Origin of the sequence: Sphingomonas sp. LR55 (assembly GCF_036856015.1) — a bacterium.
GTDB lineage: Bacteria > Pseudomonadota > Alphaproteobacteria > Sphingomonadales > Sphingomonadaceae > Sphingomonas.
On the sequence record NZ_JASPFO010000001.1, the window covers coordinates 631,875 to 657,877 of the forward strand.

Annotated in this window: 20 protein-coding genes, 2 pseudogenes and 1 riboswitch; of the genes and pseudogenes, 7 read left to right on the forward strand and 15 right to left on the reverse strand. The window is 62.2% G+C overall.

What is annotated here, in order from left to right:
* Position 1: 1 nt before the first annotated feature.
* Positions 2-541, reverse strand: a complete 540-nt coding sequence (locus tag QP181_RS03180) for a hypothetical protein (protein ID WP_333927561.1) — start codon at positions 539-541, stop codon at positions 2-4.
* 248 nt (positions 542-789) lie between these two features.
* Here QP181_RS03180 and QP181_RS03185 point away from each other — a divergent pair, with 248 nt between their 5' ends.
* Positions 790-1,287: a hypothetical protein gene (locus QP181_RS03185; protein ID WP_146168889.1), complete on the forward strand. Its 498-nt coding sequence runs from the start codon at positions 790-792 to the stop codon at positions 1,285-1,287.
* Positions 1,288-1,471: 184 nt separating this feature from the next.
* On the forward strand, positions 1,472-1,906 hold the full coding sequence (locus QP181_RS03190; protein ID WP_056418705.1) for a pyridoxamine 5'-phosphate oxidase family protein: 435 nt from the start codon (positions 1,472-1,474) through the stop codon (positions 1,904-1,906).
* Positions 1,907-2,134: 228 nt separating this feature from the next.
* Here the strand turns inward: QP181_RS03190 and QP181_RS03195 are convergent, their stop codons facing one another.
* The 4 genes from QP181_RS03195 to QP181_RS03210 form a co-directional block, all read right to left on the reverse strand.
* On the reverse strand, positions 2,135-3,529 hold the full coding sequence (locus QP181_RS03195; RefSeq protein ID WP_333927562.1) for a PepSY-associated TM helix domain-containing protein: 1,395 nt from the start codon (positions 3,527-3,529) through the stop codon (positions 2,135-2,137).
* A gap of 8 nt (positions 3,530-3,537) precedes the next feature.
* Positions 3,538-3,864 (reverse strand): TonB-dependent receptor, encoded by a 327-nt coding sequence (locus QP181_RS03200; protein ID WP_333927563.1) that lies wholly within the window; start codon positions 3,862-3,864, stop codon positions 3,538-3,540.
* A complete protein-coding gene (locus QP181_RS03205) occupies positions 3,825-5,909 on the reverse strand; it encodes a TonB-dependent receptor (protein ID WP_333927564.1) in 2,085 nt (694 codons plus the stop codon). Before QP181_RS03205 ends, QP181_RS03200 begins: the two co-directional genes overlap by 40 nt.
* A gap of 79 nt (positions 5,910-5,988) precedes the next feature.
* Entirely contained in the window at positions 5,989-6,399 is a 411-nt protein-coding gene (locus tag QP181_RS03210; protein ID WP_333927565.1) for a DUF2946 family protein, read from the reverse strand.
* A gap of 148 nt (positions 6,400-6,547) precedes the next feature.
* Positions 6,548-6,784, forward strand: a riboswitch (cobalamin riboswitch).
* A gap of 169 nt (positions 6,785-6,953) precedes the next feature.
* Here QP181_RS03210 and QP181_RS03215 point away from each other — a divergent pair.
* Positions 6,954-8,991 (forward strand): annotated as a pseudogene (locus tag QP181_RS03215) (TonB-dependent receptor).
* A 177-nt stretch (positions 8,992-9,168) separates the two neighbouring features.
* Here the strand turns inward: QP181_RS03215 and QP181_RS03220 are convergent.
* Complete coding sequence (locus QP181_RS03220; protein ID WP_333929532.1) at positions 9,169-9,588, reverse strand: NUDIX hydrolase; 420 nt, start codon at positions 9,586-9,588, stop codon at positions 9,169-9,171.
* A gap of 201 nt (positions 9,589-9,789) precedes the next feature.
* On the opposite strand from QP181_RS03220, the gene QP181_RS03225 reads away from it, so the two are divergent.
* Positions 9,790-9,915 carry a hypothetical protein gene (locus QP181_RS03225; protein WP_333927566.1) on the forward strand — a complete coding sequence of 42 codons (126 nt, stop codon included), beginning with the start codon at positions 9,790-9,792 and terminating at the stop codon, positions 9,913-9,915.
* A 176-nt stretch (positions 9,916-10,091) separates the two neighbouring features.
* Here QP181_RS03225 and QP181_RS03230 read toward each other — a convergent pair whose 3' ends face one another.
* From QP181_RS03230 to QP181_RS03250, 5 genes and pseudogenes are all read right to left on the reverse strand, one after another.
* Positions 10,092-11,417: a HAMP domain-containing sensor histidine kinase gene (locus tag QP181_RS03230; RefSeq protein ID WP_333927567.1), complete on the reverse strand. Its 1,326-nt coding sequence runs from the start codon at positions 11,415-11,417 to the stop codon at positions 10,092-10,094.
* On the reverse strand, positions 11,418-12,095 hold the full coding sequence (locus tag QP181_RS03235; RefSeq protein WP_056678360.1) for a response regulator transcription factor: 678 nt from the start codon (positions 12,093-12,095) through the stop codon (positions 11,418-11,420). It abuts the gene before it with no gap.
* Between the two features lie 7 nt (positions 12,096-12,102).
* Complete coding sequence (locus QP181_RS03240) at positions 12,103-13,479, reverse strand: efflux transporter outer membrane subunit (RefSeq protein WP_333927568.1); 1,377 nt, start codon at positions 13,477-13,479, stop codon at positions 12,103-12,105.
* Positions 13,476-16,582, reverse strand: a pseudogene (locus tag QP181_RS03245) (efflux RND transporter permease subunit). Before QP181_RS03245 ends, QP181_RS03240 begins: the two are co-directional and overlap by 4 nt.
* The gene (locus tag QP181_RS03250) at positions 16,582-17,559 is read right to left on the reverse strand and encodes an efflux RND transporter periplasmic adaptor subunit (RefSeq protein ID WP_333927569.1); all 978 of its coding nucleotides are present in this window, start codon (positions 17,557-17,559) and stop codon (positions 16,582-16,584) included. Before QP181_RS03250 ends, QP181_RS03245 begins: the two are co-directional and overlap by 1 nt.
* Positions 17,560-17,667: 108 nt before the next feature.
* On the opposite strand from QP181_RS03250, the gene QP181_RS03255 reads away from it, so the two are divergent.
* The gene (locus tag QP181_RS03255) at positions 17,668-18,480 is read left to right on the forward strand and encodes a COG4705 family protein (protein ID WP_333927570.1); all 813 of its coding nucleotides are present in this window, start codon (positions 17,668-17,670) and stop codon (positions 18,478-18,480) included.
* 125 nt (positions 18,481-18,605) lie between these two features.
* Here the strand turns inward: QP181_RS03255 and QP181_RS03260 are convergent, their stop codons facing one another.
* Together QP181_RS03260 and QP181_RS03265 are read right to left on the reverse strand one after the other, a co-directional pair.
* Positions 18,606-19,067: a VOC family protein gene (locus tag QP181_RS03260; RefSeq protein WP_333927571.1), complete on the reverse strand. Its 462-nt coding sequence runs from the start codon at positions 19,065-19,067 to the stop codon at positions 18,606-18,608.
* 180 nt (positions 19,068-19,247) lie between these two features.
* Positions 19,248-19,577 (reverse strand): DMT family transporter, encoded by a 330-nt coding sequence (locus QP181_RS03265; protein WP_333927572.1) that lies wholly within the window; start codon positions 19,575-19,577, stop codon positions 19,248-19,250.
* Positions 19,578-19,636: 59 nt separating this feature from the next.
* Here QP181_RS03265 and QP181_RS03270 point away from each other — a divergent pair, with 59 nt between their 5' ends.
* Entirely contained in the window at positions 19,637-20,578 is a 942-nt protein-coding gene (locus tag QP181_RS03270; RefSeq protein WP_333927573.1) for a pyridoxine 5'-phosphate synthase, read from the forward strand.
* 85 nt (positions 20,579-20,663) lie between these two features.
* On the opposite strand, the gene QP181_RS03275 is transcribed toward QP181_RS03270, so the two are convergent.
* Together QP181_RS03275 and QP181_RS03280 are read right to left on the reverse strand one after the other, a co-directional pair.
* Positions 20,664-21,116 carry a response regulator gene (locus QP181_RS03275; protein ID WP_333927574.1) on the reverse strand — a complete coding sequence of 151 codons (453 nt, stop codon included), beginning with the start codon at positions 21,114-21,116 and terminating at the stop codon, positions 20,664-20,666.
* Complete coding sequence (locus QP181_RS03280; RefSeq protein ID WP_333927575.1) at positions 21,116-22,219, reverse strand: histidine kinase dimerization/phosphoacceptor domain -containing protein; 1,104 nt, start codon at positions 22,217-22,219, stop codon at positions 21,116-21,118. Before QP181_RS03280 ends, QP181_RS03275 begins: the two co-directional genes overlap by 1 nt.
* A gap of 275 nt (positions 22,220-22,494) precedes the next feature.
* On the opposite strand from QP181_RS03280, the gene QP181_RS03285 reads away from it, so the two are divergent.
* On the forward strand, positions 22,495-24,879 hold the full coding sequence (locus tag QP181_RS03285; RefSeq protein ID WP_333927576.1) for a hybrid sensor histidine kinase/response regulator: 2,385 nt from the start codon (positions 22,495-22,497) through the stop codon (positions 24,877-24,879).
* Positions 24,880-26,003: the final 1,124 nt, after the last annotated feature.

A 26,003-nucleotide genomic window follows, 5' to 3' on the forward strand; every position in this document is an offset into this window, starting at 1 on the left:
GTCAACTTCCATCGGTAGAAGCCGATGGGTCGTTGGTGAGGGCGACGCTTACCCTCGGCATGTCGAGCCGCAGACACGTGCCGAGCTCGGGTTTTCTCGCGTTGAGATACGTCAGGCTTCGTACCACTATCGGCAGGGGGTCGGTGAGATCATGGCGCACCAGGCGGGTAAGCGGGACCGTCGCGCTTCGCTCGACCGTCGGAAGGTGCATTAACCAGACATGGAGCGTCTCGAGCGGGTGATGATACCAGATGTTCTCGGCGACGCGGATGACGCACCGCAGGCCTTCGGGAGCGAGATAGGCCTGGATGTCTATCTTGCGGTCGGCCGACCGTAGGGACTGATCCTGCCAGATTGCCTCACGCCGGAGCCTAGCGATGAAGGCCTCGACCGTGGTGTCCGCCGCCTCGACCGCCGCGACGAGCAGGATCGGCAGATCGAGATGATCTCCGGTGAAGCGGAGGCGGCGGTCGGTATCCGGACCCTGCGTGACCGCCGCGACGGATGCATTTCGGCGGTCGTCGTCGGTACGGCCGGTCATCGCTTGGTCCTCGTTGCACTGTCCGGCAGAGCAAGCTGGTCCTCCGTTCCCTCGGGCGGCGCCGAAGTCCGCTGAGCTGCCCGTCGAAGTCGAGCCGCAGCACATGGACGTTGCTGAGCGCGCCCGGCGACATCAGCCGCACGCCCGACCACGCGGGGCGCTGGCGATTTGATTCAGTGAACCTGCGCCCAATCTGCAAATTAGACCGTTGCGTTCATAACGTCCCGGAGCCGTATTGGAGAAGTGAAATGGCACTAGAAAACATTGTTAACGCGGCCAAGTCTGCTTTGAAGGATGTCGTCTCGTCGCCATCTGCTGACCCAATTTCCGACCGTGACGAGGTTTTGCAGGACTTACATCTGGCCGAAAAGGCATGGGCGACCGACGGTGTTCATTCAGGAGTATGGTTCGTCCGTGACGGCGAGCATGTTGCCTTCACGCCCACGACGCGAAATGGGGCGACACTGACGATCGGTGGTCAAACGACGAACTTCATTCCCGCTGACCGCTTTGCCGACTACCTAGTGAACATGCGGGCCGCTATCGAAGCAGGCGAATTTGATCGTGAGATAGCAGGTGCGCTCCATGGTTCGGCTAACGTCGGGGGAATTGCCGAGGTTGCGCTTCCGCCGGCTAGAGAAGGCAGTCCGCAAGATATCCGGCAAGTGCAACAGGATGCTGTACTAATTCGTGAGGGGCGCAATCCGGACGGATCGTTATCTGCAGTCGTGAGCAGTGGTTCTTAGCAACTACTGCGAACAGAGGTGGCTCGGCAGAACTGGGGAGGGGCCTCTGTCTCGCCTGTCCATTTTCCAAAAACTGTTCCCGATTGTACCGATAGTCGTATTGCCGCACGCGACCGTTATGCCACCATGTTCGTTGCAACCGCTTGGGCAAACTTTCATGGCCCCACTTTGAAGGAGCAACACGATGTCGGACCTCAGCCTACACGACCTGTCAAAGAAGATGGCAAAGTTGGACTTCACGATGATGGCCACTCGCTCACCCAATGGCACCCTGACAGCCCGCCCGATGAGCAACAACGGCGATGTAGAATACCAAGGCGACAGCTACTTTTTCGCCTACCAAAACTCGCGAAAGATTACTGACCTGCGTGCCGATCCGCACGTCACGCTTAGCTATACCGGTGCCGTCGGTATGCTCGGCGGTCCCCCGCTGTTTGTAACTGTCGAAGGCGCCGCTGCGCTGATCGAGGACAAAGGCGCGTTCGCCGATCACTGGACCAAGGATCTCGATCGGTACTTTCCCGAGGGCATCGACACACCCGGTATCGTAATGATCCGTGTCGATGCAAAGGCGATCCGCTACTGGGATGGTAGCGATGAGGGCGAGATCACAATCTAAGCAAGTCACCTAAAGCCCGTATCACATAGGACTTCCGCGGCATTCTCGCGGAAGTCCTAACTTTCGCGACAGCAGGACAGCCGATTGCTGTGTAACCGTCGATGCTGATCGGCGCGGCTTGTCAGCGCTACATGCGACCCGCCCAAGTGTCGCAAAACACCTGTTTTCCGCATAGTCGTGATTGCGACAGGGTTTTTCACACAGTTGCCCCCGAGGTAGGGTCGTTGTTCAGGCAGTGCGAAGGGCGGGAGACTCCAGTCCCAGCCAAAGCCGCGCTTGAGGGACGCGCCGCAGCAGGACCCTTTCAACAATCGTCACGACCAACAGCGTCAGCCCGAACAGCGGCATATAGATCCCAAGGCCGACGATCGCTGCGACTAACGCAGGCCGGTAGCGTGGGTGCGCCGATGGCACCGGCGCACCCAACAAACCCGTCGGTCGCCTCCGCCACCACGTAACCCCGCCCGATACGGCTAAAACGACCAGCAACAGCGCAGTGAGCGTGCCGAGGATCTGATTGGCGATACCGAACAGCGCGCCCTCGTGCGCTGCGATGCCGTAGCCGATGACCCGGTCGATCCAGTGGCGCTCGGCGAACGCGACACGGCCGACAAGGCGCCCTGTCGCACCATCCACCTGCGCGTCCGATCGCAGCGGACGATCGGCTGCGTCCGATGACACCGCCCACGGTGCACCATCATGCTCGGGCGGAGACAGCAGCACGGGCGGCGCGATCCGCAACGGCCGGACCGTCGCGATCACGCGGGCAAGTTCACCCGGTCGGATCGTGGGCGTGGCCATCACCATGCCGTCATGCCCAGCGTGAGGGCCGAGCATTGCGTCCGTTTTCGGCGTCGGCGCCTTGCCGCCGATCGTCCAGTCAACCGGACCCTGCGTCGCGCCCGTGAGCGTGCGGACTTCGCCGAGATAGCTGCCCCAGGCGTTTGCCCACGGAAGGCCAGTGAGGATCAGCCCGAGCGCGAACACCGACACCCAGATGCCGGCAGTCGCGTGGATATCACGCCAGAACAAGCGTCGTCCGCCCCCCAGGCGTGTGTAGAGGACACCCGCGAGCCCTTTCCGGTTGCGCGGCCACCACAGATAGAGACCCGTCAGGAGCATGACGATCGCCCAGCAGGCGGCGATCTCGACGAGGTAGCTGCCCCACACCCCCGCCAGCAATTCGCCGTGAAGGCGCGACACCACGTTGAGCGGCCGGTCCTCCTCGCCAATGACCCTGAGAACCGCAAGCGAGTGCGGATCGACGTAGACGCGGTGATCAACGCCATCCGCGGAGACGATGACACGCACGGCGTTTCCCGGATATTCCGGAAGCACATATCTATGCAGCGACGATCTTGGGACTGCCCCCAGCGCCGCGCGGACCTGCGCATCGGGTGAGACCGTCCGCCCGGCAACGGGAAGATGATCGTAGGGCCGGTCCAACAAGGCTTCCAGCTGCGGCCGCCACAGATAGATCGTGCCCGTCAGCGACAGCCAGATGATGAACGGGATGCAGAACAGCCCCGCATAGAAGTGCCAGCGCCATACCGCGTTGTACCACCGTGCGCCGGGTGTCCCCCGTCCGTTGGGTGAGTTCCTGTTCATTACCGAAGCGTCCATGCCCGCCATCATAAGGCCTTGGTCAAACGTATCCCGACCGTCCGCGGCGGTCCGACGAGATAGGAAAAGTAGCTGGTCGCAGTGGTGTTGCCGGGCGACGTCGTGAACTCCTGACCGAAGACCGGCACGGCGTCGAACAGGTTGGTGACGAACAGGTCGATCCCCACGCCGCCACGCATCGTTACCCCGGCCGATGCGTCGACCAACGTATAGGCCGGACGCGGCAGCACCTCGCCTTCGCCGAACCCGCTGTTGGATCCGCCGACGTGGCGCGCCGCGGCGAACAGCGTGCCGGTCAGCCCTTCTGTGAGCGCGGTCTCGTACTCGCCGCGCACATTCCACAGCCAGCGCGGCACATCGAGCACACGGGACCCTGCCGGCAGCAGCAGGTTGGGCACGTCGTTGCGGTAGGTCGCGTCGGTGAACGATCCGCCCGCGTGAAGATCGAGCCCCGGGCCGGCGACACGGAAACTTCAAGCTCGCCGCCACGGCTACGAACGCGGCCGGCATTGACGGTAAAGGAGATGGTCGTCGCGTTGTTGATCCCGCACGCTGTCTGGAACGCCTGCTGATAGTCCTTCCAGTCGATCGCATAGGCAGCGCCGTTGATCCGCACACGACCACCCCAAAGGCTGGTTTTGGCGCCTATCTCGTAATTGTCGGTACGATCGCTGTCGTAGGGCGGCGGTACATCGGGAATGCCTGCCGCGCGACGTTCCGCAGCCGAGCAGATATCATCGGTCACGGGCGCGTTGACGCCCCCGGTGCGGAATCCCTGCGAGTAGCTGGCGTAGAGCGTCGCGGCACGGCTTGGCTCATAGCTTAGCGTGAAGCGCGGTGTGACGCCGTTCTCGCGATTGCGCTCGTCATAGTCGTAGGCGAGATCGCCGTCTGCTACGCCACCGATGCCATAGCGTCGGCTCGCTTCACCCTGGCGATAGGCAAACACGCGGGCGCCCGCCGCGACCTTCACCTTCGGCACCACGGCGTAGGTCAGCTCGCCGAACGCCGCGATCTCACTCTCACGGAAACGCACCGTCGTGTCCTGGATGACGGCCGGGCTGCTGGCACCGAGCGGCAGCGGCGCGGCGACGCCGAACAGGTTAGCGACGGTGATCGTACGGCCGGAGTCCTGATGAAGGTCGCGGTAGAGCGCGCCGAACACATATTGCAGCCGCCCCGGGCCGTCGGACACCGCGCGCACCTCCTGTGTGAACTGCTTCGTGCGGCCAAAATCCTTGAGCGGTGTTGGGAACAGCTTGCCGCCTGGACCCGGCCCGACAATGTCCTCGACGATTGGAGAGTCGAACGCGGTGACGTCGAACGACAGCCGGTTGCGCCGGTCGAGCCAGGACGAGTTGGACGACACGGTGAAACCACCTAGTGCATCGAACCGGTTCTCCATTAGCAGCGAGCCGATGACGAACCGATCCTTGGCATATGTGTCGGCATACCGCGCCTTGAGCCGCGCGCGTTTGCCAAAGGTCACGTCGCTATGGGGGCGGTCCGCATTGCTGTACGCGTCCTGCCAGACCAACGACGGGGTGATCGTCAGGCTCGGCGTGGCATTCCAGCGAAGCGCCGCGCGAACCGTGCCGGTGCGCGTCCAGTTGACGTCCTTGCGAACCGCCGACGTTCCCGCATTCTCGGTCAGGTCACCGGTAGTCGGCCGCAGATCGTCGATCCAGCCGCCCTGCCGGACAAACCCGCCCGATATGCGCAGCGCCAGTCTATCGGTGACGATCGGCAGATTGAGCATCGCCTTGGCGTCCCAGCTCGTACCGCCATCGGTAACGGTCGCAACGCTCGCCTGCCCCAGTGCGGCGATCTTGGTGGCATCGGGCTGGTTGGTCACGATGCGGACCAGGCCGCCCATCGATGACGATCCGAACAGCACGCCTTGCGGTCCGCGCAGCACTTCGACCCGAGCGACGTCGAACAGCTGCGGGTCGGGCTGTGAAAAACCGCGGAGTGCGCGGGTCTGAAGTGGGGTCTCGTCGAGGTAGACGCCTGTGGTCGGCGACTGAACGAACCCCACCCCGCCGATCCCGCGTATGATATACTGCGAGTTGCCGGGCCCGGTGGTCGCGAAGGCTAAGCCCGGTACGGAGTCCGCCGCGCGGGAGAAGTCCTGCGCGTTGAGGCGGCGAAGCAGGTCAGCGGAAAAGATGGTGACGCTAGCGGACACATCCTGGAGCGCTTGCGGGCGTTTCAGCGCGGTGACGATGATGTCGCCGGGTTCCGCTGGTCCAACGCTCAGCGCGTTGTTCGCTGTTGCGTCGGCCTTCGTGGGGGGTGCCGCCAGCTCCTGAGCAGATGCTGGTACGGCGAGCAGGAGGCAGGGCAGGCATGCCCCCGCCAACAAGTGGGATCGGATCATGAATAGGCCTTTGACCGGCCCCGAGAAAGCACTCGGGCCGTGGACGTGGTTGCTCCCGAAGGAGCACGCGATCAGTTGGTCAAAGGACGGCTGGGGGGCCTCGAAGCGGAGGCCGAAGATGGGTGCGGCGAATGATTGCCGGCAGCACGGTTGGTGACAGCCCGACCGCCATGACGAAGGTGATCAGGGTGACGAGCTGAATAGGATCGATCGCACCGAGCGTTGCGGCTGACAGGCCCGCAAACGCGCACGGCATTTCAGCCTTGCCGTGGTCCCGCGACTTGCCGTGATCAGGCATGTCGCCGTGCATACCCGGCATTGCCATCGTCACGGCTCGAGGGGCGACGCCGGAACATAGCTCGATTGTGATCCGGCCGTGCTCGCTGCCGATCATGTACCCGGCCGGCACGAGCAGCTTGAGCAACAGCGTTGCCGCGCACACGAGCACGGCGAAGTAGCGTTGCGCTAGGAGGCGACGAACGGCGAACACCGGACGCGGGTAGCGCAGGCAGGCAGTCCTGTCATTGCCGTGTCGATCTCCCCTGCAAACGGACGGGATCAAAGAAGGCCGAGGCTGTCTTGCCGATCGGAACCATCCCCGGTACGCAATGTCTGTCAGGCCGGAGAAGTATCTCCGACCCGACAATGATCGCGCTGGTGTCCCGAGAGGGACTTAATAGGGAACACGGTGTGGGAGACGCTCTCCCGAAGCCGAGGCTGTCCCTGCAACTGTAAGCGGCGAGCGAGACATACATCGCGTCCTCTTCCGGAGGGTGCAGCCACTGGATCAACGCCATAACGGCCGAGATCCGGGAAGGCCGTATATCGAGCGACGACCCGTGAGCCAGGAGACCTGCCAGCGTCTGGTCGCTCTTGCTTTGATCCAGGGGATGGTCGGGGCACGGTTCTTCCGTCTGGGCGACGAACGAGCGGCGGGGGTCGCATCGGTTCGTGTCGCGGGCGCTTGCGTCCGCCTGCCGACGCGTGCCGACCGTTCGCAGCGGACGCCCCCGTCCGAAGTCGCTTGGCGCACGGGGGACGGACATGCAGAATCTGAGATTACGAACAAAATGGCTCGAATGCGTGGCTATCGCTTCGGCATGTAGCACCACACCAGCATGGGCTCAGAGGCAAGACACCGAGGCTGTGCCGTCACAGGCACCAAACGACATCGTCGTATTCGGCCGCGGCGAAGCGAAGATCGGTGTTGCGCATGCAGCAAGTGAGGGCACCGTCGCCGGTGCCGACCTTCTGATTCGCCCTCTGCTGCGCGTTGCCGAACTGCTGGAGGCGATCCCTGGCATGGTCGCTGCGCAGCATTCGGGAAGCGGCAAGGCCAATCAGTATTTCCTGCGTGGCTTCAATCTCGATCACGGTTCGGACTTCACGACCTATATCGACGGGGTGCAAATGAACCTGCGCACCCACGGTCATGGCCAGGGCTATCTCGATCTCAACGGACTGATACCGGAGATCGTCGCGCGCGAGGATTTTCGCAAAGGGCCATACCGTGCCGATGGCGGCGACTTCGCGCTGGCGGGGGCTGCGTACATGACCACGATCGACAGCTTTGCCCGGCCGTGGCTTTCGGTTGAGGGCGGCTCTTATGGCTATGGTCGGATCGCCGCGGGCGGGACGATTGACGGGATTGGTGCGGGGAAGCTGACGCTCGTCGCGCAGACCAAGGTCTACGACGGACCATGGGAGGAGCCTGAGCATCTGCGACACGCATCTGGCTTCGCGAAGTATGCCGCTCCAGCTGGCGCAGGCCAGCTCGAAGCCTCGCTCAACGCCTACCGCGCGACCTGGCGTCCGACAGAACAGATTCCCGAGCGCATAATCGGTACCGCGCTCTGCAAGGACGTGTTCTGCTCACCCGATCCGACGGCGCGGGGTGAAACGACACGGCTCGTCGGCAACGTCGCGGTCCGCCAGCCTGACTGGCACGCCAATGTCTATGGTCAGTTCTACGACTGGTCGATGTATTCGAACCCGACCTACACCGATCCGGAGGGGACCAGCGCGCAGATCCGCCAGTTCGACAAACGCTGGATCGTCGGTGCAAGGGGCGAAAAGCGCTGGACGGTCGCACCGACCCTTGCCGTCTCGCTCGGTACCGAAGAGCGCTACGACCATATCGGCAGCGTCGGTGTTTATCGCACTAGTGCGCGATCGTTCCTGTCGTCGCTCGGCCGCTACCATGTCGAGGAGGCGTCGGCAGCTTTGTATGGCGAAGCGACTTGGACACCGGTCACTGGTCTCCGACTGATCGGCGGGGTGCGCGGTGATTATTATCATTATGTCGTGCGCGCGGGATCAGGCGGCGGCGGTAGCCGGCGAGGGCAGTGGAGACGATACGATCCTGTCACCGAAGGCGTCGATCGCGTACTCACCAACCGATCGGCTGGAGTTCTACGGCAACTGGGGGCGCGGGTTCCACTCCAACGACGTCCGCGGCGCGGTAAACGTCGAAACGCCGGTGCCTGTGCTGGTCCGCGGCAACGGCCGTGAAGTCGGCGCCCGGTGGCAGTTACCCGGCATTACGCTGACCGCGACCTATTGGTGGCTCGACGTCGACAGTGAACTGCGCTTCGTCGGCGACTCTAACGCGGTCGAGCCGACCGGTGCGAGCGAACGTCGCGGCTATGAACTGGTGGCGTTCTGGCGGCCTAGGCCGTGGCTCGCGATCGACGGCAACTATACGGCAAGCCGGTCGCGCTACGACAATGGCGACCGCATTCCCAACGCCTTCGAGAACGCCGCATCCGCCGGGATCGCGCTGGTGCTCGATCCGTGGGAAGCGAGCGTTCGCGTCCGTCACCTCGGGCCTTATCCGCTGATCGAAGACAACAGTGTCCGGGATTCAGGAAGCACGGTCGTCAACGTCCGCGCGGCTCGCAAGATCGGACGGTTCGAGGTGTACGGCGAGGTGCTCAACATCCTCGACAGCCGCGACAAGGACATCGCCTATTCCTACGAGTCCTACATTCCCTCGTTCGATACCGCGGGACCGACCGATGGTCGGTTGAGCCGCGTAGTTGAGCCACGCACCTTGCGCCTGGGTGCCCGCGTAAATTTCTAGACAGTGCTAGATGATCGCCAGCCTCGAATGAAGCTGGCGATCGTTGGATTGCTGGATTGCTGCACACCTACAATGTTGTTGCATAGCGCACGCATGGGCTCTGCTTTCAGATCGCGAACGCCCCCACTTAAGCGGGTAGGGTTCTCACAAACGATGCTCAATCGGGAACCGCCGACATTAGGCGAAGTCGGGTATTGCACCAGCGAAAGTAATCAGCAGCGCACGAAGCTCGCCATTCTTAACGGCCTCGATCGCTGCGTTGATGGGCATCCAGCATCTCTCTCGTTGCCGCATTTCGGGCCAGCTGGCATTTTCCTGACGGACCAGCATTGGAAACGCCCGTACGGCTATCATTTCGGCTTGGCCGTCTTCGTGGGTCTTGACCTGACGGTAGGTCCCAACGGGTACGGTGCTGATCGTGCCTACGACGCCCGCTTCCTCGAAGGCCTCGCGGGCGGCAGATCGATGCGCTGGCATCCCGCGCTTTACCTTACCCTTGGGCAATACCCACCTGGATCGCTTGCGAGAGGTGACTAGCAGAACTTCGACGCCGTTCAGGTCACTTTTGCGATATGGTATGGCGGCGGACTGGAGGATGAGGTCTGTACCTGCTTGATCGCAATTCGGTGGACATCATCTATCGTAATTATGAGGAGCAGCGCAATCGAAACGGCTACCGACCCTGGCGCTGCGATTTTGCCAGAAAGTCATGCTCGGCTCTTTCGATCGGGTGCGCCAAGTCCGCAGGACGTATCTCAGAACCTGCCCGAGCAGATTGGCGAGGGTCGCTTTGACAAGATGCTCCGGCTTGCCCTTTCCGATCCAGACGATGAAGTCTGGCGCTACGCCATCGAGGTGTCGGGGCATCTCGTTAGCCATGCGATCCCGGAATATGGGGCTGCGATCCTGCATAGTCAGGTTTAACCTTACGAACACGTTGCAGCTGCCCCCGTCGTCTCGCACGATGCTTAGAAACATGACCCTTAAATTAGACTACTTGCCGAAAACGATCGAATATCGGGAAAGCAGGCACCCTTCCCAAAAACCGCCGCTCATGCTGTTTTGAGGAATCTGTCAGTCGAAGACCCGCGGCCCTCCTCCTACTTGGAGAGCCGCACTATGACACCAAAGCCGCGATCCGGTGAGGATAGAAGGGCATCGCCGCCATGGCCGATCGCGACGGCGCGAACCAATGCGAGGCCCAGCCCATGCCCTTCAGTGGTGCGTGACGTCTCGGCGCGGGCGAAACGCTGGAACAGGCGTTCGGCATCAGCAGAAGGAACCCCCGGGCCGTTGTCCTCCAGCATCACCTCGATCGCATCCCGCGTCGCCTTCGCGGTCAGTATCGCCGTAGTACCGGCCGGCGTGTGGCGGAGGGCGTTTTCCAGCAGGTTCGACAGCGCCTGAGCCAGCAGACGGCGGTCGCCCTCAATGTGCAGACCGGTCGGAATGTTCGTCAATAATATGTGGCCGCTGGCTTCGAAATCCGGGCGGTAGGTTTCAGCCATGTCCTCCAGCAGTGCCGAGAGATCGAGCCACGCCAGCGCCCGGCGTTCCGCCATTCCTTCGATCTCGGCGATGCGGAGCAGCGCAGCGAAGATTTCCAGCAAGTCGTCAGCTTGCAGTCGGGCAACGGCAATAGCTGCGGCATCGCCCGCGGCTGCGCGGTCGAGCTGGTTGCACAAGCGCGTCAGAGGCGTGCGCAGGTCGTGGGCGACGTCGGTCGACACCTGCCGCAGATTGTCCATCAGCGCCGACATTCGGTCGAGCATTCGGTTAAGCGTCGCAGCGAGGCGGTCGAACTCGCTGCCGGAGTCGTCTCGGGGTACCCGCTGCGTCAGGTCGCCGGCGATAATCGAATGCGCGGTGGCATCGATACGCGACAGGCGACGCCGAGTTAGCCATCCGACCAGCACGGCCGCGCCGATCCCGAGCGCCAGCATCGCCGTGAGGGCGGCTGCAAACAGTAGCGCCAACGTCCGGTCGATCGCCGAGAGGTCGCGCCGATCGGCGACGACGACGAGCATTCCCGCGGGCAGCGGCGTGGCGAGGGACTGTCCTACGCCGGTTTCGTTGCCGCGCCGAAAACCGAAATGCTCCTGATAGCCTGATGCCAGCGGGGCCAGTGGCGCGATGGTGGCGGCGATCTGCCGGCTTGTGTGGTCGACCAGCAAATAATCGAGACTCGCTTCGTTGCGTGCATTTTCGCGCAATCGGATCGCGTCAGCCACCGCAGCTATGCCACCCTTGCGTGCCTCCGCCACCAGCGCGCGCGTTTCAACCGCGATACGGTGGTCCAGCTGCTCCTCCAGGGCCTCGTGCGTCACCTCATAGGCGATGGCACCGATGCCTACCGTCGCGGCGCTGAATGCCAGCGCGACCAGCACGACGAGCCCGAAGGTCGAGCGCCACAGGCGGGCGAGCATCTATTCGCCCCGGATCATGTAGCCGGCACCGCGGACCGTCTCGATCGCATCGGCGTCGGAACCGGCATTGAGCTTGGAGCGCAGGCGGCTGAGGTGCGTCTCGACGATGTTGGTCTTCGGATCAAAGTCGAAATCCCACACCCGCTCCAGCAGCATGGTGCGCGTCATGACCTGGCGCGGGTTGCGCATCAGTTCGGCTAACAGCGCGAACTCGCGCGGCTGAAGCGTGATGCGTCGACCACGCCGCTCGACGGTGCGGCGATGCAGATCGAGGACGATTTCACCGACTCGAAGAATGTGCGCGTCATCGCCACGCACAGCAGGCCGACGGGTCAATGCGTTGAGGCGGGCGGCCAGCTCGGAGAAAGCGAACGGTTTGACCAGATAATCGTCTGCGCCGCTCTCCAGTCCCTCGACGCGATCGGCGATCCCGCCGACAGCCGTCAGCATCAGAACCGGGGTCGCGTCGCCGGCCGCACGTAACGCCTTAACCAGCGCCAGCCCGTCGAGACCGGGCAGCATCCGGTCGACCACCATCGCGTCGAACCCACCCCCGGTCGCCTGGAACAGCCCGTCGCGGCCATCAGCGCTGACCGCGACCTGGTGCCCCGCCTGCCCCAGCCCCTGCGCCACGAAGGCGCGGGTGTCGGCATCATCCTCGACGATCAATATCCGCATCCCCCACCTATCGCGTAGCGGCGTCGGTTCGCCAACCGCCACCCAGCGCGCGGAATAGTGCGACCTCTGCCTGAGCGACCGCCAGATCGGACTGGACCTGTTGCAGCGTGGCCGACGCCGACGCCCGCTGGGCGTCGACCTGGAGCAGCCCGGGCGCGTCGCCGAGGCGGACCCGGGCACCGGCCCGCCGCGCGTAGGCCTGCGCCTCGCGCAAGGCGGTCGCCAGATCGCGGTTACGGCGGGCCTCAGCATCATAAGCGGCCAGCGTCGTCTCAACCTCGCGAAGCGCGCGTAGGACTGCCACGTCCCACCCGGCCAGCGCCGCACGCTCGGTTGCGTGGGCCTGTTCCAGCCTCGCGCGGACCGGTGCCTGGTTGGGGAAGGCCCAACTGACAAGCGGCGTCACCGCCGCGCTGATACCGCCGGATAGCAGCCCGACCGCCCCGCCCAGATTGACGCGGGGGTAGAGGTCCGCGCGTGCCACGCCGATCCGCGCGGCTGCGGCAGCAAGGCGGCGTTCCGCCTCGCGCACGTCGGGACGGCGCAGCAGCAGCGCGGTGCCGTCGCCGACCGGCGCGGCCCCGCGCAGGCGCGGTGCGGCGGTGCAGGCGAAGCGATAATTGCGGGCCTCAGCAGGGGGACGGCCTTGTAGCGTGACGAGCCGGTACAGCGCGTTGGCGCGCTGCGCCTCGAACGGGGCGATGGCGGCGCGGGTGGCGGCTGCGATCGTCGCAACTTGCGATACCTCCAGAGGTGATACCTCGCCGGCTCGAAGCTGTTCGCGGACCAGCGCGACCGAACGATCCTGTACGGAGGCAACCTCGCGTGCGGTTGCGATGGCGCGGGTCGATCCGCACAGGTCGACATAGGCGAGGACGGTGTCGGCGACGACTGCGACGCGCAAGCCATCGACGACGGCGGCCTGCGCCTCCGCATCCGCGCCTGCGGCGGTCGCGGCCGATCGCAGCCGGCCGAACAGGTCGAGATCCCAGCTCGCCGTCGCAGCGATATCGTAATCCGTCGTCGGCACCTTCCCTGACGCGCTTGGCTGTCCGGCGGGATCGTCGACGCCCAGCGCGCTTTCGATCGTCGTCTGCGGCAATCTTGCGGCCCGTGCCTGACGCAAGACCGCGCGTGCCCCGTCGAGATTGGCGTAGGCGACACGCAGATCGGCGTTGGCGGTCAGTGTAGACCGGACCAAACCGTCAAGCACCGGATCGTCATAGAGCCGCCACCAGTCGTCGGGCACCGCCGCGATCAATGCGACGGGAAGCCTGGCGAAAGCGCCCGTCGCGCTGGGCGGCGCGATCGTCGGCGATGGCGCAGGCACACTCATGCAGGCGGAGGCGAGCAGGGCAACGGCGGGGGCCAAGCGACGGATCATGCCAGCGCCTCCTTATGTGGGGCGGCAGGCGGATCGGGCTGTTCCTTGCCATAGCAGGCGTAGAGCGCGGGCAGCAGCAGCAGGTTGAGCGCAGTAGAGGAAATCAGACCCCCGAGTATCACGATCGCCATCGGATGCTCGATCTCATGCCCCGGCGCATTACCCGCGACGATCAGCGGCACCAGCGCCAGCCCGGCGCAGGCGGCGGTCATCAGGATTGGCGCCAGACGCTCCTCCGCACCACGCAGCACCAGCTCGCGACCGAACGTCATCGCCTCATGCCGTTCGAGATGCTGATAATGCGACAGGAGCATGATGCCGTTGCGTGCGGCGATGCCGATGACGGTGACGAACCCGACCAGGGAGCCAAGCGACAGCACCCCGCCGGTCAGCGCGACTGCGACCACCCCGCCGACCAGCGCGAACGGCAAGCTGATGGCGACCAGTGCGGTGATGCGAGACGAGCGGAACTCCATCCAGACCAGCAACAGAATGCCGACCAAGCACAGCGCACCGATGCTCGACAGGCGGCTGCGCGATTCCTTCAGCGCGGCATATTCGCCCAGCACCTGAGGGTGATAGCCGGTGGCGAACGGCACCTTCGCGACTGCGGCCTCGACAGCCTGCGCGACGGTGCCGAGGTCCGCGCCCGCGACATTCATCGTTACGTCGAGCCGGCGTTGCCCGTTCTCGCGCTTCACCTCGTTGGGGGCAGGCGCGATCTCTATATCGGCAACATCGCCGAGCCGAACCGGCGCACCGGTGACGGGGGCCTGGATCATCAGGTCGCGGAGCGCATGGACGCTGCTCCGTACTGCGGGCTCCCCCACACCGCGACGTCGAAGGCGCGTTGATCGCGGTAGATCTCGCCGACCTTGGTCTGCGCGACCAGCGTCTGCGCCTGACGGCGGACCTCGCCCGCGGTCAGGCCGAGCCGCGCCAGTTCGCCGGCGCGCGGACGGATGCGGATTTGCGGGACCAGCACCTGGCTCTCCAGCTTTAGGTCGGAAACGCCCTGAATACCGCCGATCGCATCGCGGACACGCGCGCCAGCCGCGCGCAATTCTGCCTGATCGGGGCCGTAGATGCGTACGACAATAGTCGCGCCAGCACCCGTCAGCACCTCCTTGATCCGCTCGCGCAGATAGGTCAGCACGTCGCGGTAGAGGCCGGGATAGCCCTCCACTACCTCCTTGATCCGCTTCACCGACGCATCGTAGTCGGCATTCTCGTCGAGGCTGATCCACAGTTCGGTGAAGTTGGGGCCGACCACCTCGTCGGCCTGTTCGGCGCGGCCGATATGCGCGCCGAAATTGCGGACGCCGGGGATGCTGCGTAACTCCTTCGATGCGCGGATCGTGATCCGGTCCATCGCCTCGATCGACGTGCCCGGCTTTTCGACGAAGTGCATCAGAAAGTCGGTTTCGCGGAAGTCGGGGAGGAACTGGTCCTTGAAGGTTGCATAGCCGACGCCTGCCAGCAGCAGCCCGCCCGCCACTACCCCGACCGCCAGCGCCGGACGTCCGACGACGCGCGGCAGGAAGCCGACATAGCGGCGCTTCAGCGCGGCGACGATGCGGGTGTCTCGCTCCTCTGTCAGCGGTGCGTTCGGCAGGAGCAATAGGCACATCGCCGGGGTCACGGTCAGCGCGACCAGCAGCGACATGCCGATTGCCAGCACATAGGCGATGGCGAGGGGCTGAAAGAAGGTGCCCGCCACCCCGCCGAGGAAGAAGATCGGCACGAACACCAGCATCACGATCAGCGAGGCGAAAACAACCGCCGAGCGCACCTCCAGCGACGCGGCGAGGACCACCTCGAAGGCTGGCTTTGGATCGACCGACTCACGGTTCAGGCGCAACCGGCGTGCGATGTTCTCCACGTCGATGATCGCATCGTCGACCACCTCACCGAGCGCGATGACGAGGCCGGCGATAATCATCACGTTGATCGTCGCGCCCGACCACAACAGTATCAGGCCCGCGCCGAGCAACGACAGCGGTATAGCGACTAGGCTTATCGTCGCCTGCCGCCAGTCGCGCGTGAACAGGAACAGCACCGCCGCCACCAGCGCGCAGCCGATCATCAGCGCGCGGGTGAGATTGTCGATCGAGCGTTCGATAAACGTGGCCGGCCGGAAGATCCTCGTATCGACCTTCACGTCCTTCAGACCGGGCTTCAGCTCCGCAAACGCGGCTTCGACCGCGCGGGTCATCTCCAGCGTGTTGGCGGTGGGCTGCTTCTCGACGATCAGCATGATGCCGGGACCGTCATCGATGATCGCATTGCCGATCGGCGCGTTGAAGCCGTCGACCACGCGCGCGACATCGCCGATCCTGACCGGCGCTTCGCCCGCCTGCTTGACGATCGCCTGCGCGAGGTCGGCCGCAGTCTGGACGGTGCCGGTCTGCTGGACGGCGAGGCGCTGGTTGGGCGTATCGACGAACCCGCCGCCCCCGACCAGCACCGCATCGCCGGCCGCGGCGCGTACCTCCGCCAGCGTCACGCTGGCCGCGCGCAGGCGATCGGGATCGACCAGCACCTGCAACTGCCGGTCGCGCTGGCCCCAGACCGCGACGTTGGCGACACCGGGAACCGCCATCAGGCGCGGCCGGATCGTCCAGCGCACCAACTCGGACAGTTGCATCTGGTCGAGCTTGCCTGAGGAAAGGCCGACCTTCATCGCGCGACTGGTCGAGGACAGCGGAGGCATCAACACAGGTTGTCGCGCCGCGAGCGGCAGCCGCGGCTGCACCTGCGCGATCCGCTCGCCGATCATCTGTCGAGCGCGGATCACGTCGGAGCCGCGCTCGAACAGGATCTGCACCGACGACAGACCCAGCACCGATTTGGAGCGCAACGTCATCAAGCCGGGGACGCCGTTGACCGCGGTTTCGATTGGCGCCGTGACCAGGCTCTCGACTTCCTCGGTCGACAACCCCGGTGCCTCGGTCTGGATTTCGACCATTGGGGGCGCGAACTCGGGGAATACGTCGAGCGGCACGTCGCGGCCAGCGCGGACGCCGAGCACGACCAGCAACGCGGCAAGCGCAAGGACGAGGACGCGCTGCGCCAGCGCGAAATGAACAAGCCGGCCGAGCATCAGTGCGCCGCCCCGAACTCGGTGCCGAACAGTTCGGCCGCGCCATCAGTTACCACCTGCGCCCCGGCGGCCAGGCCGCGCGCGAGCAGTGCCCGTCCGCCGGTCTCCGACGCTACTTCGACGCGCTGGCGCACGAAGGTGTTCGGCGCGGTCTTCTGATAGACCCACTCGCCACCATGAATGTCGCGCAGGATCGCGGTCGATGGCACCGACAACCCGTCGGTCTGCCCAGCGAGCGGCAGGTCGACCGCTACCCGCTGGCCGACCCGGAAGGCGCGGTCGCGATTGTCGAGCGCATAATAGAGATCGACCGTGCCCGCGACGGTGTTGGCCGAAGGCGGAGCCTGCACCGGACGTGCGATGCGCGGCGCGCCGCCTTCCCCGAGCGTGCGGACCGTAACACCAACTTCGCGGCGGACCTCTCCCATGTCACTACCGAACACGGACGCGCGCACCCACAACACGGGTTGCGAACCGAGCGACGAGACCGCCGGTCCGAGCAGCCGGCGCTGCTGCCGTGCGGCCCCGAGTGCGGCCTGCACCGACGCCAGCGCCGCTGCGGCCTCGTCGCGGGCGCGCACGCTCCCGGCTTCCTCGCGAACGAGGCTTTCCGTGCGGTCGAACGCGATCCGCGCAAGTCGCGCTTGCGCGGTGGCACGCGTTAGTTCGGCATCGGCTGCGGCCTGCTGGCTTCCGATCTGCTGGAGATTGGACGTCGAATTGACCGGCACTCCGTTGGCGGTGAGTGGCGGCACGACGATCTCGCCGGCCACCTCGCGCTTCGCGATTGCAGATCCGCCGCCCACCCGCGCCAGCACAATGCCTAACCGCTGCTGCGCTTGTGGCGTCAGAGTCAGCTTCAGCAGGTCGCCCTCGTGCGCGATCGTTTCGGCATGGGCGGGCGGTGCGGGCGGCTTCGCGGTCTTCTCGCCGCAACCGGCGAGCAGGGTCAGGATCAGAAGGCATGTTTGGCGCATCGTGACGGCTTAGTCACGAAACGATGGGCGCTGCTGGAGCCGACTATACAAAGTCCCAATGTAGCCGGTGTCCCACCAGTTTCGATTTGAATTTTATGCTCCGACCTGATGATCGCCCGCTCTGGGGGGATGCGTATAGTGAGGGTCAACGTGACGAGGAATCATTCTGCCCGTAAAGTTGCTGAAATCACTTTGGGCTTTTGGCTGGCCAAGGTCGTCGCAACCACATTGGGCGAGGTTGCTGGCGACGCCATCGCCCAGACGCTGAACTTGGGCTACGTCGCCGGGCTTGCCATCACACTGGCCATGCTGGCGGCCTTCCTCGTCGCACAGGTTCGTGTTGATCACTATCGCCCTTTTCTCTTCTGGGCGACAATCGTTGGTACGACGACGGCCGGAACCGAAATAGCCGACCTGTCGACGCACACACTCAGCCTTGGCTATAATGCAACGTCGGCCATCCTTTTCGGTGGCATGTTGCTGACCCTGGGCGTTTGGTATTTGAGGCGGGGCACTTGTGACGTGAGCGCGGTGGTGGACCGTGAGAGCGAATTATTCTTCTGGGTGGCCGTTCTGTTCTCGAACAGCCTTGGCACTGCGTTCGGCGATGGACTGGTTTATGTTTTCGGCCTCACATACACCACGGGGTCTTTGGTCTGCATGGTGGTGATAGGTGTAGTGTTGCTTCTGCACTATGTTGCTCGGGTCAACGCGGCACTGATATTTTGGGCAGCATTCGTTTTCACAAGGCCGTTCGGCGCCGACTTCGGGAATTTGCTCACGAAGGAGGCAGCCAAGGGTGGATTTGGCCTCAACACCTTTGCCACTGCCTTAGTATGCGTCCTGCTACTCGCTGGCATCGTCGTATTCTTCGAACGTCGACAGCGCCGTATTGATGGACGTAGCAGTACCGCAGCTTGAGCGGCTAAGCGGAGACGACGTTGGTGGACCTTTAGCCGATCCCCTTTCTCGATTGGGAACGGCAGGCGAGAAGGGGTGAGCGTTCTCGGAATCGATGGTGAAGCGGGAAAACTTCCGCAGGCTCATTAACGGGCCGGCGGCTGCATAAGCTCTATCGTGATATGATCGGGGCCTGAAACGTATGCCACCAACGTACCCTTCCGGGGACCACCCGCGATCGGTAGCGGACTACCCTTGGCCTTCCATCCTGCTGCCTCGACGCGGGCAATAGCGGCATGGATATCGTTTACAGCCAGGGCCAGGTGGGCCGCACCGATCGCCCCCGCGCTGTTGGGCACGGCACCGTTCTGGCGCCCTTTTGAGTATTGCAACAGTTCGACCACATAGCCGTCCGGTGCCCTGACGATCGCCGTTTTGACATTAGGATCATCGACACCAGTCACCTGATGCAGGAAATGGCCCCCCATCTCCGATTGCCGCTCAAGTGTGAAACCGAGCGCTTCCTTCCAGAAGCGAACGGCTTCGTCTAAAGACGATACGGCGAAGCCTGTATGGTCCACGGCAATAACGTTTGCGGCGTCTGTCATTACTTCACTCTCACTTGGCCGCGCTTGCGATGTCAGGGCCTGCTGGTCACTGGAACGGTAGCGTCCGGTGCCTCGATCTATCACGCCATTTAGCACGGGTTACAGGCGCTTCATGCTCTTCCCGTTTGAGCATCGAGTTTTCAGGAATGCCCAAGTTGGAGAGGAAAGAGGACGTCAGATTTAGTGAGCTGCCGTGTGCGAGAACGCGTTCATTACTATGACGCCAGTCACGATCAGTCCCATACCTATTACGGCAGCAGCATCGAGTTTTTGCCCTTGGAATGCCCATGCCGCAGTTGAAATGAGAACAATGCCGGCACCCGACCATATTGCGTATGCGATTCCTGTTGGGATCGTTCGAAGGGTCAGGGACAGAAAGTAGAAGGCAATACCGTAGCCAACGACGGTGACGACCGTCCAAGGCATACGCGTGAAACCATCCGACTGCTTCATAGCAGTTGTGACACAAACCTCGGCGACGATGGCGATTGCGAGCATGAGATAGTTCATGCCCGATCTAGTAGCACACCAAATGCGGCCGATTTTCGACGCCGGTCAAGCTGCGCCGATTGCCCGCTAATGGGCGCTTTCTGCCGGTCTCCCGCTTCTCGAAAAAGAACGGTCAGCGAGAAGGCGCGGCGTTCTCGGAATTGATCGTGAAACGGGAATTGCAGGCGAGGGCGGATGCCCTGCCGTTTACGCATGGCTCGCTCTCGCCATTGGCCGCTACATGCAATAATTCCCGTATCGAAGGCGATTTGGGATCAGTGTTTATGGCGCGTCTAAGTGTGAACCTGAACAAGGTCGCCCTACTGCGAAACTCCCGGCGAACAGGCGTGCCCGATCTACTCGCCTTCGCCCGCATTGCTCATGAAGCTGGCGCGGACGGGATTACAGTGCATCCGCGCCCCGACCAACGCCATATCCGTGATGATGACGTATCGGCACTCGCGGAGTGGATGAAGCCTCTCAGACCGACCTTTGAACTAAATATCGAGGGCTATCCCGACGATCGACTATTCCGGATCGTGTCTGCTGTGCAGCCTGAGCAATGCACACTCGTTCCTGATCCTCCCTCCGCGTTCACATCGGAGGAAGGCTGGAAGTTTGACGATCGAGACGCGGCAATACAGATTTATAATGATGTCGCCCGCTTCCAGGCGGTAAGCGGACGCGTAATCCTGTTTATTGATCCGGACCCGACGGCAGTACGCGGCCTTATCGAAAGCGGCGCTGATGGCGCAGAAATATACACCGGCTCCTATGCGGCCGAGCATCGCGCCAATGGTCCCAGTCGTATTCTCGCGGCCGCAGCGGAGGCGGCGCGAGCACTGCATATTGCCGGCATGAGGGTGAACGTCGGTCATGACCTCAACCTTGCCAACCTATCCGATTTGATCGGCGCTATGCCTCCGATCGCCGAAGCGTCCATAGGCCACGAGTTGACGGCAGACGCGTTAGTGATGGGGTTCGGGCCAGCAGTTGCGGCCTACAAGGCGGCTCTAGGCTAGTCGTCTTCCAATTCTCGATTTGGACGGTATTTTGGGAATGGTGGTCGGTGACAATCCGTGATCCTGATCGGCGTCGATATAGCTTCTACGCTATCGTATTCGCCCACCGGCCCTCGAGATTTGGTGATGGAATAAGGCTCGCTGGCCTCGGCATGCTAGGCGGTGGGGCGAAAACACCGTTCGCTAGGTAATTGATGGCGTTGACGACACCCGCATGGGAGAATGGTTTTGCAATCACCCCATGCGCACCGGAGAAATCTGCCGGTATTTTCGACACGTTGGCCGTAACGAAAACGATCAGCGCATCGGGCCAGTGTGTCCGTATGTAACGACACACGTCGAGGCCGTTGGAGTCCTGCGCGAGATGGATATCAACAAACGCAAGCTGCGGATTCAAATCGTCTGGTAGCGCCTCGACGTCCTGAAGGCTCGCCGCTTCAGCAAGGACGCGATGTCCGCTGTCCTCGATCATTGCCTCCATATCCATTGCGAGGAGCATTTCGTCCTCAACGATTAAAACCTGCAATATATTGGTCATTATCGCGCTTCGGTCTGAGGAAACGTGATCGTCACGCATGTTCCAGGCGTATTGTTACGCCAGATGGCCTCCGCGCGAGCTTGGCGCGCGAGGCGGGTTATCAGTGACGTGCCGATGCTCTTGCTGCGGGCGGCCGAGGGCATGCCCGGGCCGTCATCACATATTCGGATAGTCCCATAGTCGTTACCACCTTCGACAACGAGACTGAGGTGACCTGAGCGCCCGTCTGTGAAGGCGTGCTTGACGGCATTAGTCAGAATCTCGTTGAGGATCAGGCCGAGCGCAGATGCATTGGCTGCGTCCACGAACAATGGCTGAGCCTGCACGTCCAACGTGATGTCGCTACGACCGCTTGATCCGACCACGTCCGACACCAGGCTCTGCGCGAAGCTACCTATATCGAATCTTGCAATGTCGGAGGATTGGTAGAGCTGGCGATGGACGACGGCAAGGGCATCGACGCGTTCGAGCATGGAATCGAGTTTTGATGCCACGGAAGGATCATCAATAGTGCGAACCTGAAGGCGCAACAGCGATCCGATCATCGTAAGGTTGTTTTTGACCCGATGATCGACCTCATGAAGGAGGATGGTCTTGGCATCCAGCGCGGCACGCAGATCGGCTGTGCGACGTTCAACTTCGCGTTCGACCAAAAGCTTCTGGTCATTGATAATGTTTTGAGCCTCGACACGATCGCTGACGTCGAGCTGGGATGCGAAGAAGAAGCGGACTATCCCCTCGTTATCCCTGACTGGCGACAGATACAGCGCGTTCCAGAACGTCGTTCCGTCCTTGCGATAATTCAGGAGATCGACGTCAACAGCTTGCCCGACCCTGATGGCTTCGCGGACTTGGTTGATTGTCGCAGGGTCGGTTTCAGGACCTTGGAGAAAGCGGCAGTTTCGTCCAAGAATCTCGTCACGGGAATAACCCGTCAGCTCCTGAAACGCGACGTTGCAGAACACGATCGGGTTATCATCGCGGGCCGGGTCAGTAATGACCATCGGCATCCGGGTGGCGCGAACAGCTGCCGCAAAGGGATCGCCACGGCCATGTTCGTAATCGAGTACGTCAGTTAGATGCCAGTCGTCACGTTGTTTCAAAGCTACCTCCAGCGAAGGCCGGAAGGCTCCACGCATGCGTGAACGTCGCTTGCAGGAATATCGTTCCTTTAGAGCCAGATCGTAGGCACATTTCATGGCGCGATCATTGATTGTGACACAGTGATTGTGCATTCTCGATCATGGATACTCGCCGGTAGCGGGTTATTTTTCGATGCGGCGGATTGTTTTGGCCTGTCGCATGCCGATGCCCGTAGCGGGCTGATCAGATAACGGAAGGTATGCTCCTTGCCGTTGTGCAAGGAACTCCAGGCTCAATGTCGAAACAGTCCGAGGCAGACCAAACGATGCCCTTAAGCGGTTCCGGCCATGCCAGCGCGCGCGAAGCGGAAACCCGGTTTCGGAATATGGCCGATCATGCACCGGTCATGATGTGGGTTACAGAGCCAGATGGCTACTGCAGCTACCTCAATAAGCTCTGGTATGACTTTACGGGGCAGACCGAGGAAGAAGCGCTCGGTCTAGGCTGGACGGCGGCGACTCATCCGGACGATCAGAATCTGGCCGAGAACACTTTCCTTGCTGCGGTTGCTGCCCAAGGTCCTTTTCGCGTCGAGTATCGACTGCGCCGCGCCGATGGCGTGTATCGGTGGGCAATTGACGCGGCCGCGCCGCGTTTCGCTGATGACGGGACCTTTCTTGGTCATGTCGGCTCAGTCATCGACATCGACGAGCGTCGAGAAGCAGAAGACAGGCTGGCACTCAACGAAGAGCGGCTTCGCCTTGCACTTGAGGTTGCAGAAATCGGGCAGTGGCATGTCGATACTGACACCGGAGTCATGTTCTGGCCACCGCGCGTGAAGGCGATGTTCGGTATCTCGCCCGATGTCCCAGTGACGTTGGATGACTATGCCAACGGCGTGCATCCCGATGATCGAGAGAGGACCCTAGCAGCTTACGAAGCAGCCTCCGATCCCCGGCACCGCCCTCTTTACGATGTCGAATATCGAACGATCGGCAGGGAAGACGGCGTCACTCGGTGGGTTGCCGCAAAAGGCCGCGGTTTGTTCGATGCCGAAGGGACATGCTATCGCATGATCGGTACTGCCGTCGACATCACGTCGCGCAAGGCTGACGAATTACGGCTTCGCGAGTTGAACGAGTCTCTTGAAGCGCAGGTGGCTGAACGCACGGCCGATCGTAACCGTATGTGGCTGCTTTCGACGGACCTGATGTTGGTCACTCGGTTTGACGCGACGGTCACCGCCGTAAATCCTGCGTGGAAGACTCTTCTTGGTTGGGCCGAAAGTGAACTGGTCGGGAGGCGCTTTATCGATCTCGTTCACCCGGATGATGTAGCGATCACACTGCACGAAGTGGAAAAGCTGTCCGAAGGGCGAACCACCTTGCGGTTTGAAAATCGATACCAGCGCAAGGACGGCGCTTATCACTGGCTGTCGTGGACAGCCGTGCCGGGTGAAGGTTTAATCCATGCTGTCGCCCGCGACATATCAGGCGAGAAGGAGCAGGCCGAAGCACTGAAGCTGGCTGAGGACGCCCTGCGCCAAGCACAGAAGATGGAAGCGATCGGGCAGCTTACCGGTGGGGTTGCTCATGACTTCAACAACCTCCTCACCGTGATCCGGGGGTCGGTCGATCTGCTGCGGCGTCCGAACCTTACCGCCGATCGGCGCGACCGATATATCGCCGCAATCGGCGACACTGCCGATCGGGCCGCGAAGCTGACGGGCCAGTTGCTGGCCTTTGCGCGCCGTCAGGCGCTGATGCCGGAGCTGTTTGACGTAGGTCCCAGTATTCTGGACGTGGCCACGATGATACGGACACTAGCGGGGGCGCGTATCGAATTAGAATTGAAGTCCCCGAAAGAGCCGTTGCTGGTCATGGCTGACCGAAGCCAGTTCGACACCGCGATCGTCAATCTTGCTATCAATGCCCGTGACGCCATGAACGGTGAGGGAAGGTTGACGATCGCCGTAGGCGCCGTATCCGGTTTGCCTGCACGCCGATCACATGACGCGGTGGCTGGAGACTTCATAGCTGTTGCCGTCACGGATCAAGGGACCGGCATCGCCCAAGAGAACCTCGACCGCATTTTTGAACCGTTCTTCACCACCAAGGGAGCAGGGCATGGTACCGGACTTGGCCTCAGCCAGGTCATCGGTTTTGCCAAGCAGTCCGGCGGCGATGTCAGGGTGGAGAGCGAGCCTGGAAAAGGGAGTACCTTCACGCTCTATCTTCCGCGGATGCTGACAGATGCGCGAACACAGGACGAGCCGTTGGCTGAGGAGAACATAGACGGAAGCGGCGTCTGCGTACTCATCGTCGAAGACAATGCCGACGTTGGAGACTTTGCGACCAGCGCGTTGCAGGATTTAGGCTATGCCAGCGTCCTTGCCCGGGACGCAGAAAAGGCCCTTGCCGAATTGGAAGAGGACGTTGAAAAGTTCGATGTCTTATTCACTGATGTAGTCATGCCTGGAATAAGCGGTGTTGAATTGGCAAAGCGCGTCCGACGTGACTACCCGGATCTGCCGATAATCCTTACCAGCGGCTACAGCCATGTTCTTGCAGAAAATGGCGCGCATGGGTTCGAACTTTTGCATAAGCCCTACTCACTGGAGCAGCTTTCCCGCGTTTTACACAAGGCTATTCGCTGGAGAGCTACAAACTTACAAACGTGATCGGCAAGTATATCACACCGCGTTTTTGTCATGGCCTTGCTATTCGAGTTGAGTGCTTAATAGCCTGACGCCCCGCCTCAGATTGCCTTGATTGGGAATAGTGATCGAGACGGCCTTGGCATTCCCGGCAAGGAACGTGGGGCGGGGGAAGCGGCACTGCCGTTCAGGCTTACGGCCACAGGCGGGTTTCGCTTTCCCAAAATCTGTTCCCGAATTGAGTTTCTCGAAATTGCGAATTTCGATGGGAAAACGGGAAAGCTCAAAGTGACGTAAAACACATGATTGTCGTCGGGCCGCAGGTCAGGCGATCAGGGCTAGCCCATTCTACGCGTGGCACATGCGACAAACCCTGTCGCTTTGTCCGATTGTGCGGAAACCAAAATCCGGGGGTTTTCCGTCGCCTACCAAAAAAGGCGGGAAGTCACCCTCAAGTCAATCTGGGTATACCCTGAGTGAGCATATGGTTTGAACACAAATCCCGTTCAAACAGGGTCGGTGCCAGCGAAACTGAACACCTTATTCAGGAGGTTTAGACCCTGCTTGCACACATAGGCGTCTGGCTTACCGGCGTGGATCGCGAGGCCGGCCTATGCCTTCAGAGGGCGATCGTGGGATTTGTAGTCGATGGCATAAGCGTCGACACGCATTGCATGTTTGACGCTCGGTTCGCGGCTGCCATCAGATCAACATCACCTAGATCGCGGCAATCGATCCACCATTTGGCGTCAGTGACCCGGAGGCATGCGTTACAGTCGGCGTCGCTGTTTGAGTTGGTTAGCGCTGCGAGCCGCTTGTTCCTGATCGTCGACGCCCAGCTGATTTGCCGATCAGTCCCAGTCAGCGGCGGAAGGACAAGGTGTGAGACAGCGGCGCTGCTTAACGCTGCCGCAGCGACCTCCTCAGCCCGCTTCTCCGCAACGAAGCAGTCACGACAGGTAGTCGTCTTCAGCCACTTGGCCTTTCGTTCCTGCTGGCTTTCAAAGCCGGTGAGATGATGAGCTTGCTCATGACCGCAGGCATGAATGATCCGCTGTTCCATGGCATGGATGATGCCCGCTGGCAGTTTGTGCGCAACGCCAATGAGTCAGGTTGAATCAGAATCGCGGCCAGTGGCTGACGATTGA

Bases quoted from the DNA above. Each gene is read 5' to 3' on its own strand.
- QP181_RS03180 (WP_333927561.1), bottom strand. From the start codon at position 541: ATGACCGGCCGTACCGACGACGACCGCCGAAATGCATCCGTCGCGGCG.
- QP181_RS03185 (WP_146168889.1), top strand. From the start codon at position 790: ATGGCACTAGAAAACATTGTTAACGCGGCCAAGTCTGCTTTGAAGGAT.
- QP181_RS03190 (WP_056418705.1), top strand. From the start codon at position 1,472: ATGTCGGACCTCAGCCTACACGACCTGTCAAAGAAGATGGCAAAGTTG.
- QP181_RS03195 (WP_333927562.1), bottom strand. From the start codon at position 3,529: ATGGACGCTTCGGTAATGAACAGGAACTCACCCAACGGACGGGGGACA.
- QP181_RS03205 (WP_333927564.1), bottom strand. From the start codon at position 5,909: ATGATCCGATCCCACTTGTTGGCGGGGGCATGCCTGCCCTGCCTCCTG.
- QP181_RS03225 (WP_333927566.1), top strand. From the start codon at position 9,790: ATGCTCCGGCTTGCCCTTTCCGATCCAGACGATGAAGTCTGGCGCTAC.
- QP181_RS03230 (WP_333927567.1), bottom strand. From the start codon at position 11,417: ATGCTCGCCCGCCTGTGGCGCTCGACCTTCGGGCTCGTCGTGCTGGTC.
- QP181_RS03235 (WP_056678360.1), bottom strand. From the start codon at position 12,095: ATGCGGATATTGATCGTCGAGGATGATGCCGACACCCGCGCCTTCGTG.
- QP181_RS03240 (WP_333927568.1), bottom strand. From the start codon at position 13,479: ATGATCCGTCGCTTGGCCCCCGCCGTTGCCCTGCTCGCCTCCGCCTGC.
- QP181_RS03250 (WP_333927569.1), bottom strand. From the start codon at position 17,559: ATGCGCCAAACATGCCTTCTGATCCTGACCCTGCTCGCCGGTTGCGGC.
- QP181_RS03255 (WP_333927570.1), top strand. From the start codon at position 17,668: ATGATCGCCCGCTCTGGGGGGATGCGTATAGTGAGGGTCAACGTGACG.
- QP181_RS03260 (WP_333927571.1), bottom strand. From the start codon at position 19,067: ATGACAGACGCCGCAAACGTTATTGCCGTGGACCATACAGGCTTCGCC.
- QP181_RS03265 (WP_333927572.1), bottom strand. From the start codon at position 19,577: ATGAACTATCTCATGCTCGCAATCGCCATCGTCGCCGAGGTTTGTGTC.
- QP181_RS03275 (WP_333927574.1), bottom strand. From the start codon at position 21,116: ATGACCAATATATTGCAGGTTTTAATCGTTGAGGACGAAATGCTCCTC.
- QP181_RS03285 (WP_333927576.1), top strand. From the start codon at position 22,495: ATGTCGAAACAGTCCGAGGCAGACCAAACGATGCCCTTAAGCGGTTCC.